This window comes from Stenotrophomonas sp. UBA7606 (assembly GCF_002477705.1).
Taxonomy (GTDB): domain Bacteria; phylum Pseudomonadota; class Gammaproteobacteria; order Xanthomonadales; family Xanthomonadaceae; genus Stenotrophomonas.
Genome location: NZ_DLJW01000075.1, coordinates 1 through 10175 on the forward strand (window position 1 = coordinate 1; position 10175 = coordinate 10175).

General features: G+C 65.2%; 13 protein-coding genes. 1 reads left to right on the top strand and 12 read right to left on the bottom strand.

Translation table 11 applies throughout. The features are described 5' to 3' along the window. The 7 genes from B2527_RS09855 to rlmD all read right to left on the bottom strand — a co-directional run. Positions 1-145 (bottom strand): cold-shock protein (locus tag B2527_RS09855; protein ID WP_293711356.1); only part of this gene is annotated, 145 nt, incomplete at its 3' end. 88 nt (positions 146-233) lie between these two features. Further along, positions 234-980, bottom strand: a complete 747-nt coding sequence (locus B2527_RS09860) for an S-methyl-5'-thioinosine phosphorylase (protein ID WP_293711322.1) — start codon at positions 978-980, stop codon at positions 234-236. 102 nt (positions 981-1082) lie between these two features. Beyond that, entirely contained in the window at positions 1083-1637 is a 555-nt protein-coding gene (locus tag B2527_RS09865) for a hypoxanthine-guanine phosphoribosyltransferase (protein WP_293711325.1), read from the bottom strand. Beyond that, positions 1637-2644: a beta-N-acetylhexosaminidase gene (nagZ, locus tag B2527_RS09870; RefSeq protein WP_293711328.1), complete on the bottom strand. Its 1008-nt coding sequence runs from the start codon at positions 2642-2644 to the stop codon at positions 1637-1639. The genes B2527_RS09865 and nagZ overlap by 1 nt, the downstream gene beginning before the upstream one ends. 79 nt (positions 2645-2723) lie before the next feature. Then, positions 2724-3416 carry a DsbA family oxidoreductase gene (locus tag B2527_RS09875; RefSeq protein ID WP_293711330.1) on the bottom strand — a complete coding sequence of 231 codons (693 nt, stop codon included), beginning with the start codon at positions 3414-3416 and terminating at the stop codon, positions 2724-2726. Positions 3417-3555: 139 nt separating this feature from the next. Continuing rightward, positions 3556-4041 (bottom strand): CYTH domain-containing protein, encoded by a 486-nt coding sequence (locus B2527_RS09880; RefSeq protein ID WP_293711332.1) that lies wholly within the window; start codon positions 4039-4041, stop codon positions 3556-3558. A 3-nt stretch (positions 4042-4044) separates the two neighbouring features. Next, a complete protein-coding gene (gene rlmD / locus B2527_RS09885; protein ID WP_293711335.1) occupies positions 4045-5385 on the bottom strand; it encodes a 23S rRNA (uracil(1939)-C(5))-methyltransferase RlmD in 1341 nt (446 codons plus the stop codon). A gap of 127 nt (positions 5386-5512) precedes the next feature. On the opposite strand from rlmD, the gene B2527_RS09890 reads away from it, so the two are divergent. Next, positions 5513-6226 (top strand): Hpt domain-containing response regulator, encoded by a 714-nt coding sequence (locus B2527_RS09890; protein WP_293711338.1) that lies wholly within the window; start codon positions 5513-5515, stop codon positions 6224-6226. A gap of 49 nt (positions 6227-6275) precedes the next feature. On the opposite strand, the gene recO is transcribed toward B2527_RS09890, so the two are convergent. The 5 genes from recO to lepB all read right to left on the bottom strand — a co-directional run bounded on the left by recO (position 6276) and on the right by lepB (position 10004). Then, positions 6276-7004 carry a DNA repair protein RecO gene (gene recO / locus B2527_RS09895; RefSeq protein ID WP_293711341.1) on the bottom strand — a complete coding sequence of 243 codons (729 nt, stop codon included), beginning with the start codon at positions 7002-7004 and terminating at the stop codon, positions 6276-6278. 241 nt (positions 7005-7245) lie between these two features. Then, a complete protein-coding gene (era, locus tag B2527_RS09900; protein ID WP_293711344.1) occupies positions 7246-8148 on the bottom strand; it encodes a GTPase Era in 903 nt (300 codons plus the stop codon). Beyond that, a complete protein-coding gene (rnc, locus tag B2527_RS09905) occupies positions 8145-8822 on the bottom strand; it encodes a ribonuclease III (protein ID WP_293711347.1) in 678 nt (225 codons plus the stop codon). Before rnc ends, era begins: the two co-directional genes overlap by 4 nt. Further along, entirely contained in the window at positions 8812-9186 is a 375-nt protein-coding gene (locus B2527_RS09910; protein ID WP_293711350.1) for a DUF4845 domain-containing protein, read from the bottom strand. Before B2527_RS09910 ends, rnc begins: the two co-directional genes overlap by 11 nt. A gap of 26 nt (positions 9187-9212) precedes the next feature. Then, positions 9213-10004 (bottom strand): signal peptidase I, encoded by a 792-nt coding sequence (lepB, locus tag B2527_RS09915; RefSeq protein ID WP_293711353.1) that lies wholly within the window; start codon positions 10002-10004, stop codon positions 9213-9215. Between the last annotated feature and the right edge of the window lie 171 nt (positions 10005-10175).

A 10175-nucleotide genomic window follows, 5' to 3' on the forward strand; every position in this document is an offset into this window, starting at 1 on the left:
TGACGCGCTGGCCTTCCTGCAGGCTGCGGAAGCCCTTGGAATTGATCGCGGAGAAGTGCGCGAAGACATCGGCGCTGCCGTCCTCCGGTGAGATGAAGCCAAATCCCTTGGCGTCGTTGAACCACTTGACGGTACCGTTCGGCATGGTGATGCGAGACCTTCTTCGATGAATGGATTGATGTACGCTGAATGGCGTACCAGCTGAGTATGCAAAGCTTGGGCGAGGATGACAATCACCCCCGGGCCAATTCACCCACCAAAGTTGGCAAACCCGACGATGCGGCGGCCACGTTTTCCAGCACCTCCTCCATCGTGATCTCGCCCGCATCACCGCAGCCTGCGGCCCAATTGGCGACGATCGCCAGGCAGGCATAGTCCAGCCCCAGCTCACGCGCCAGGCCTGCTTCGGGCATGCCGGTCATGCCGACAAGGTCACAGCCATCGCGGCGCATGCGCGCGATCTCGGCATTGGTCTCCAGCCGCGGGCCCTGGGTTGCGCCGTAACAGCCCCCGTCCTGCAGGGCCACGCCCTGCGCGCGCGCCGCCGCCAGCACCTGCGCGCGCAACGAGGGGGTGTAGGGGTGGCCGAAGTCCACGTGCAGCACCTCGCTGCCCTCCTCCTCGCTGAGGGTCGATATCCGCCCCCAGGTGTAGTCGATCAGCTGATCCGGGCAGGCCAGCACACGCGGGCCGAAGTTGTCGGTGATGCCACCGACGGTGTTCAGCGCCAGCACGCGGGTGGCACCAAGCTGTTTGAGCGCCGCCAGGTTGGCGCGATAGTTGATCTTGTGCGGCGGGATCGAATGGCCCTCGCCATGGCGTGCCAGGAAGGCCACGCGCTTGCCATCGAGGCGGCCAACCCGGACCGGGCCGGAGGGCGCGCCGTAGATCGTCTCCACTTCATGTGTCTGGACATCGTCCAGCGCCGCCAACTTGTAGACGCCGGTGCCGCCAATCACGGCCAGGGCGATAGGTTCCATGCTCATTCCTGATGTTCTGCTCGGGCAGGCGCAGGTCACGCCCCCTGGCGTGCCCCGCGCGATCAAACCGCTGACCGATGCTGGGCGCACCGGCTGACGGTATTACTGCTTCATTGCGTAGATGGCCGGCAGCGAGCGCAGCGATTCGCTGACGTCCATGCCGAAGCCGAACACGAAACGATCCGGCAGCTCGATGCCGGCATAGTCAGCCTTGACGCCCGGCAGGCAGCGGTCGTGCTTCTTCACCGTCAGCACGGCGATGCGCACGTCGGTGGCGCCCTGCTCCAGGCACCATTCGCGCACGCCCTGCAGGGTGAAGCCTTCGTCCAGGATGTCGTCGACCAGGATCACCCGGCGGCCGAACAGCGCCGACACCGGGCGGTGCTTCCACACCAGCTCGCCGCCGCTCTCACCGTGGTAGCGCGAAGCCTGCATGTAGTCGAACTGTGCATCCTGGCCGCGCGCGCCCAGTTCCAGCGCCAGCTGGCCGGCGAACGGCAGCGCGCCGTTCATGATCGAAATGAACACCGGCACTTCGCCCTTGTAATCGCGCGCGATGGCGTCGGCGATGCCGGCGATGGCGGTGTCGATGGTGGGGCGGTCGACCAGCAGGTCGGCCTGGGCCACGGCTTGTTCAAGAGTGAGTTTGCTGGACATCAGGCGGTTCTTCCAAGGTTTTCAAACAGATGATTACAGGTATCAGTGTGGCGGGCATCGGCCAGCAGGCCGCCCCAGCCCATCGCCCCGCGGCCGATCAGGCTCAGCACGGCGGCGGTGTTCAGGCGGCGGCTGGCCACCGCCTGCAGGGATTCCTCGACCAGCTCCGGGTGGCAGACCAGCACCACGTCGCAGCCGGCATCCAGGTGCGCATCGACGCGGCCCTTGACCCCACCGGCAGCGAATGAGGCCGCCATGCCGATATCGTCGGAGAACACCACGCCGCGGAAGCCCAGCTGCTCGCGCAGGATCTGGTTGATCCAGCGCGGCGAATAGCCGGCCGGTTCCGGTGCCACCTGCGGGTAGATGACGTGCGCCATCATCACCGCATCGGCGCCGGCGGCAATGCCGGCCTGGAACGGTATCAGGTCATGGGCCTGGATTTCCGCCAGCGGGCGCGGATCCACCGCGGTATCGACGTGGGTATCCTCGCGCACGGTGCCGTGGCCGGGGAAATGCTTGAGGGTGGCAGCCATGCCCACCGAGTGCATGCCGCGCACATAGGCAGCGGTCAGCGCCGCCACCACCTGCGGGTCTTCGCCGAAGGCACGGTTGCCGATGGCCAGGTTGCCATGGCCCACATCCACCACCGGCGCGAAGCTCAGGTCCAGGCCGCTGGCGCGGATCTCGCTGGCCATCAGCCAGGCGTGCTGCTCGGCCAGCGCCAGCGCGCCCTCGGGGTCGGTCGCATAACGCTTGCCCAGGCCATCGAGCGGCGGCAGTTCAGCATAGCCCTCGCGGAAGCGCTGCACGCGGCCGCCTTCCTGGTCCACCGCCAGCAACAGCGGGCGGGCGGTAGCGGCACGGATGGCCGCGCTCAGCTCCACCACCTGCGCGCGCGAGGCGAAGTTGCGCTTGAACAGCACCACCCCGGCCACGGCGTCGTTCTGCAGCCAGTCGCGCTCCTGGGCGGTCAATTCAGTGCCGGCAACGCCGATCAAAAGCATGCAAGGACTCCAAGCCGCCGCAGGCTGCGGCGTAGCTGCGCATTGTCGCAGATGGCGCCGGTCGCGTCAGAGCCCGCGTTCAGATGCTGCAGCCCTCCGGGCCGCAGGCCTGTTCATCGCCGCTGGCGGCGGCCGGCGCCTGCTCGGCGGCGATCTTGCGCAGCACCTGGGCAAACACTTCCGGGGGCTGCCCGCCCTGCACGGCGTATTTGCCGTTGATCACGAAGGTCGGCACCGACTGGATGCCCAGCGCCTGCGCCTGGCCAAGCCCGGCCTGGACCTGGGCCAGGCCCTCGTCGGAGGCCAGCATGGCCTGCACCCGCTCGGCGGGGATGCCACCGGCAGCAGCGGCGGCGATCAACACCTGCGGATCGGCCAGGTTGCGGCCTTCGGCGAAATGCGCGCGGAACAGTGCCTCACCGACCTGTTCCTGCACCCCGCTCTGTCCGGCCAGCCACAGCAGCCGATGCGCGGGCAGCGTGCTGACCTTGACCTGGCCCTTGTCGAAATCCATCGGCAGGCCTTCGGCCTGGGCGGCGCCCTGGGTCTGCGCCAGCATCTGGTTGGTGCGCTCGATGCCACCAAACTTGGCCGCATAGGCCTCGCGCAGCGGTACCGGGGTGGTATCGGCGGTGGGGTCGAGCAGGAACGGATGCCAGTGCACGTCGACCTCCGGTGCGTCCTCACCCAGCAATTCCAGTCCACGCTGGAAGCGATGCTTGCCGATCCAGCACCAGGGGCAGACCACGTCGGACCAGATATCGATGCGCATGAGGGTTCCTAGATTCGAATGTAGTGCCGAGCCATGCTCGGCTGAAGCTTTGCCGGTAATGCCTCTGCCGAGCATGGCTCGGCACTACAGGGTTTGCTTGTTAAGCCCCTGCCGAGCATGGCTCGGCACTACGGGCACTTCACCACTGGCTGTACGGTTTGGAAGCCAAGGCCAGGTTGTAATAACGCAGCTCGTCGGTGACTTCGGCGCCTGCCCAGTCCGGCTTGTCGAGAACCTGGTCGGCGCTGTCCAACTCCACTTCGGCCACCACCAGCCCGGCGTTGTCACCGAGGAACTCATCCACTTCCCACAGCAGGCCGCCGTGCTGCACCAGGTGGCGTCGCTTGTCGATCAGCCCACCCACGCACAGCGCCAGCAGCTCGCGCGCCTCGTTCACCGGCACCGGGTACTCGAACTCCTGGCGGGTATGGCCCAGCTCGCGCGACTTGATGTTGAGGTAGCCCGCCTCGTCCTGGATGCGCACCCGCACCGAGGCCTTCTGCGCGCCGCTGTCCATCGCCGCCATGTCATTGATGTAGCCTTGCGCCATCGGGATGACGGCGTGCGCAGCCGCACGCCAGCCATCGCCGGTCACCAGGAACTTGCGTTCGATCTCGATGCCCATCGCTTACTTCTTCTCGAATACGGCAATGCTTTCCACGTGCGCGGTATGCGGGAACATGTCCATCGCACCGGCCGACACCAAGGTGAAGCCCTGCTCGTTGACCAGGTAGCCGGCGTCGCGGGCCAGCGAGCCCGGATGGCAGCTGACATAGACGATGCGCTTGAACTGTTTCAGCGGCAACTGCTTCAGTACGTCAATCGCGCCCGAACGCGGCGGGTCGAGCAGCAGCTTGTCGAAACCCTGCTTCATCCACGGCGCGTTGCTCTGGTCCTGGGTCAGGTCGGCGGCATGGAACTCGGCGTTGACCAAGCCGTTGCGCTGCGCGTTTTCGCGGGCGCGCGCCACCAGGCCGTCATCGCCCTCCACGCCCACCACTTCGCGCACGGTACGCGCCAGCGGCAAGGTGAAGTTGCCCAGCCCGCAGAACAGGTCGAGCACGCGCTCGTCGGCCTGGCCGTCCAGCAGGGTGAGCGCATGCGCGATCATCTTCTCGTTGAGCTTGGCATTGACCTGGATGAAATCCAGCGGACGGAACGCCAGCTCCACATCCCACTGCGGCAATGCGAACGACAATGCCACGCCTTCGGCCGGCCACAGCGGCGCCACCGTGTGCAGGCCACCGGACTGCAGGTAGATCGCGAAACCATGCTCCTGGCCGAAGCCGATCCAGGCCTGCTTGTCGGCATCGCTCAGCGGCTGCAGGTGGCGCACGGTCAGGGCGATGGCGGCATCACCGGCGATGAACTCGATCTGCGGGATATCGCGCTTGCCGTCCAGGGTTTCAATGAACGCGGACAGCGCGCCGACCTTGCTGCCGATCTCCGGGATCACCGTAAAACACTGCGACAAATCAGCGACGAAACGCGGATCCAATTCGCGGAAACCCACCAGCGTCTTGTCCTTCTTCTCGACGCGACGCACCGAGAAGCGGCCCTTGCGCCGATAGCCCCAGCTGTCACCTACCAGCGCCGGCAACACCGTGCCCGGGCTGACATGGCCGATGCGGGTCAGGTTGTCGGTCAGCACCTGCTGCTTGGCCACGATCTGCTGCGACTCTTCCAGATGCTGCAGCACGCAGCCGGCACAGACGCCGAAATGCGGGCAACGCGGCTGCACGCGTTCCGGCGAGGCCTTCAGTACTTCGACTGTTTTGGCTTCGTCGAAATGGCGGCTTTTGGCGGTCTGTTCAGCCATCACCGTTTCACCCGGCAAGGCACCGCTGATGAAGGTGACCTTGCCACCCTCGCCCTCGCGGCGTGCAACGCCACGGCCATCGTGGCTGAGGTCGAGGATGTCGGTCTGGAAGGGGGTTTTGTCTATGCGGGGGGATCGGGATCGGGCCACGTGGCAACAGGCTGCGGGCAACAAAAGGGGGGCTATTGTCGCAGATGCGCGCAGTCAGGTAGTTCCCTGCTTGCACCTGACGTTCGCATCGCTAATATGCGTTTGAAAGCTGACATGGAGGCAGCAGATGAATACGCAAAGCATCGGCGCAACGCCGCGCCTGTTACTGGTCGAGGACGACATGACCAGCCAGGGCTTCTTCCAGCTTGTACTGGAATCCCTGCCGGCAACGGTTGATATCGCCGACTCGCACGCCAGCGCGCTGCGCCTGACCAATGGCGTTCGCCACGACCTGTGGCTGATCGACGTCAACCTGCCCGATGGCGACGGCCCCAGCCTGCTGCAGAAGCTGCGCGCCCAGCACCCCTCGACCCCGGCGCTGGCACACACTGCCGAGGTCACCGTGGAAGTGGAACAGGCCCTGCAACAGGCCGGGTTCAACGCGACCATGGCCAAACCGATCAGCCGCGACACCCTGTTGCGGACCGTGCGCCGCAGTTTGGCCCAGGCAGTGCCTGGCGATGACCCCGGCAACCCGGAACCAGCACCGGACTGGGACGAGTCCGCCGCATTGAACGCGCTCAATGGCCAGCAGGCGCATGTGCGCGCCTTGCGCGAGCTGTTTCTTTCCGAGCTGCCGGGCGCGCGCGACGCGGTCAGCCAAGCGCTGGTCCGTCATGACGACACTGCGCTACGTGCACAGCTGCACAAACTCCAGGCCAGTTGTGGCTTCGTGGGGGCTTCCCGGCTGGCTCGCGCGGTGCGCCAGCTGCACCACGATCCCGCCTCACAGCAGGCCCAGCAGCAATTCGGCAGCGCGGTCAGCGCCCTGCTGCGCTGAACAGGCAGTCCCGCTCCAATCACCGCAGCAGCTGAATGCGTCAAGCACCTCAGCCCTTGCCGCGGCCCAACTCACCGAGCATTTCCCAGGATTTCAGACCGCGCCCGCCCAGATGATGTAGCAGCACCGCACGCATCTGCAGGCGCAGGCTGGCCAGCTCTGTTGACGACGGCTCGCGGTCCTCGGCCATTGCCAACAACGCTGCGCCAGTTGCCAGGCCACGGCGTTCATTGCTGGAGCGCTCACTGAGCAGACGCAGGGGACCCTGCAGTGGATCCAGCCGGTAACGCGCAGCCGGATCGATGGCTTCGCCATCGGCCGCAGTCGCCCAATCAAATCCGAAGCCCAACGCTTCCAACAGATCGCGCTCAAAGCGCCGCAGCGACCACGCCAGCGAGGCCCCTGTCTGCCCCAGCGTGGCCCGCAGGCCGGCATACGCGAAGTACAACTCTGGCAAGGGGTCCAGCCGTGGCGCCAGCCGCATCACCAGTTCGTTGACGTAGAAGCCGGCCAGCATCGCCTGCCCGTGCAGGCGTGGGGCCACGTCCTGGCTTTCGGCGCGGCGCAGCTGTGCCAGTTCCCCCCCCAGTACCGCATCGAAACGTATCGACTGCAGGGCCTGCAAGGCTGCGCGCAAGGGCTGTTTCTTCGGCCCCTGCACACCCCTTGCCAGCAGTCCGATGCGCCCGTGATCCAGGCTCAGCACCTCGACCAGCAGGCTGGTTTCCCGCCATGGACGGGCATGCAGGACATAACCGGGCTGGTCTTCGATACGCATCTCAAGGCCCGGAGTCGGGAATGGAGAAGCGGGAGCCGAAGCCGCCCTTCACCTTGAACCAGCCGGCTTCCTTCAGACGACCTCGCGGGAGGCCGTTGCTACGGAAGTGCGTCATCGCAGCGTCGGCCTTCATCGCGCGACCTGACCTGTTACCTGCCAGCCGACAGCCGGGATCGCAAGTTGCAGCAGAACCAGGCAGTTTCCATTTCCGATTCCTCACTGCCGATTCCCGGCGAAAAACTTACTGCTCGCCGTAGCCGAAGGCCTTCAGCGCGGCCTCGTCATCGGACCAGCCTTCGCGCACCCGTACCCAGGTTTCCAGGAACACCTTGGCACCGAACAGGCGCTCCATCTGCAGGCGTGCCTTGGCACCGATGTCCTTCAGACGAATGCCGCCCTTGCCGATGACGATGGCCTTCTGGCCCTCGCGCTCGACCCAGATCACCGCGCCGATGCGCAGCAACGCGCCGTCTTCGGCGAAGCGTTCGATTTCCACGGTGGTGGCATACGGCAGCTCTTCGCCCAGCTGGCGCATCAGCTGCTCGCGGACCAGCTCACCGGCCAGGAACCGTTGGCTGCGGTCGGTGATTTCGTCCTCGCCGAACATCGGCGGGGCTTCCGGCACCAGCCGGATCAGGTCACGCACCAGCGCGTCCAGCCCGTTGCGCTTCAAGGCCGAGATCGGGTGCACCGCGGCGAACTCGCGGCCGACGGTGATCTCCTGCAGGAAGGGCAGCAGCGCGCCCTTTTCCTTCAGGCGGTCGACCTTGTTGACCACCAGCACCACCGGGATGCCGGCATCCCGCAATACGTTGAACGCGAGGGTGTCTTCCTCGTCCCAGCGACCGGCTTCGATCACCAGCAGGCCAGCATCCACGCCTTCCAGCGAGGCGCGGGCGGCACGGTTCATCACGCGGTTCATCGCGCGCTTCTGCTGCCGGTGCAGGCCGGGCGTGTCGACCAGCACCAGTTGGCCTTCCGGGTAGGTAGCGATGCCCAGCAGGCGGTGACGGGTGGTCTGCGGCCGATTGGAGACGATGCTGACCTTGGCGCCCACCAGGGCGTTGGTCAGGGTCGACTTGCCGACATTGGGGCGGCCGATGACCGCGACGCTGCCACAGCGATGTGAGGAGGTGTCGTTCACTTGGAATCCAGTTGCTCTATTGCGGCAGCTGCCGCCTGTTGTTCGGCCAGCCGTCGCGACGTGCCTTCGCCTTCGCTCGTTACGGCAGGGTCAGCCACGCAACAGCGCACATGGAAGTGCTTGGCGTGGTCGTCGCCGGTCTCCGATACCAGCTCGTATACCGGCAGGGGTTTCTGCCGGGCCTGCAACCATTCCTGCAGGCGGGTCTTGGGGTCTTTCTCGGGCTTGCCCACCGGCACCGCCGACAGCGAGGCCTCGAACCAGGGCAGCACCCGTGCACGGCAGGCTTCGAAACCTGCGTCCAGGTAGATGGCGGCAACCACCGCCTCGACGGTGTCGGCCAGGATCGAGTCGCGCCGATGCCCGCCGGACTTCATTTCACCCGGCCCCAAGGTCAGGCGTTCGCCCAACTGCAGGCTACGGGCGATCACTGCCAGCGCGCCCTCGCAGACCAGCGACGCACGGGCGCGGGTAAGTGCGCCCTCGTCGGCCTTGGGCCAGCGTGTGAAAAGCGCTTCGGCGATCAGCATGTTGACGATGCTGTCGCCGAGGAACTCCAGGCGCTCGTTGTGCGGAACGCCGGCACTGCGGTGGGTCAAGGCCTGCTTCAGCAGCCCCTGATCCTTGAACGGGTGACCGATGAGGTCACCCCGATGAAACGTCTTAGTTACCACTGCCTGATGTCAGATCCTGGGAATTTGAGAAATTGCCGACGATGTCCAGGTTGCCGATCAGCTTGCGCCGGACTTCGTAGTTCACGTTCATCCGCCAACCCGCATCGATGCGCTCGAACTTGACGTTGTCACGCTTGACGCTTTCGGAGTAGTTCATGTCCAGACGCTTGAACAGGGACTCGGTCGCGCGCGCCGGATCCACGTCGCCGGTCGACTCCGCCGCCAGCGACTTCATCGCCGACTTCACTGCATAGAACTCCTGGTACATCGGGAACAGCTTCATGCCGATGTAAAGCGCGAAACCCACCACTGCCAGTACCATCAGGAACGAGGTCAGCGTCATGCCACTTTGCTTGTACTTCATTGCGATCTCCCCAGATACGCGGTGTGTTATTGGATGCCCGACCCGATACGGGACGGTTCAAAGCTTGCCTTGCAGAACCAACCCGAACAGTTCAGCCAGATCATGAACGCCTTGCCCCGCAGATTCTCTTCCGGCAGGAAGTGGGTCTGGGTCCAGAAGCGGCTGTCCTCGCTGTTGTCGCGGTTGTCGCCCATCACGAAATACTGCCCCTGCGGCACCTCCCAGTCGCCCTGCCCGGCCGGATTGGCCGCGCCCAGCACTTCCAGCACCGTATGGGTACGCCCCGGCAGCATTTCCGTCAACAGGGTCGCGCCGGTCATGCCGTTGCCCACGTACTCGCCGTTGACCTTGTACTCCAGCGGCTGGCCGTTGATCGACAAGGTATCGCCATGGAAACCGATGCGGTCACCCGGCAAGCCCACCACGCGCTTGATCCAGTTCTGGTCCGGCGCATGCGGCGGCTTGAACACCACCACGTCGCCGCGCTTGGGCTCAGCCACCGGGATGATCTTGGTGTTGGTGATGGGCAGGCGGAAGCCGTAGGAGAACTTGTTGACCAGGATGAAATCACCGATCAGCAGGTTGGGCATCATCGAGCTGGAGGGGATCTTGTACGGCTCGGCTACGAAGCTGCGCAGGATCAGCACCACCGCCAGCACCGGAAAGAACGCGCGCGAGTAGTCCACCACCGCCGGCTCTTCGCTGTCCAGCAGGCTGGCCTTCTCGGCACGGCGCTTGCGCAGGTACAACTTGTCCAGCAGCAGCACCAGGCCCGAGCCCAGGGTCAGCACGACCAGGATGATTTCAAACCATTTCATTCATGTTCCTTCGGAATGGGAATGGGGAATGGGGAGCAGGCAATCGTGCAGTCCAAAGCGGGTCCGCTCTGCCATTACGATTGCCCATTCCCTACTCTCGATTCACTGTTACTTGTCCATCTGCAGCACAGCAAGGAAGGCTTCCTGTGGAATCTCCACGCGGCCCACCTG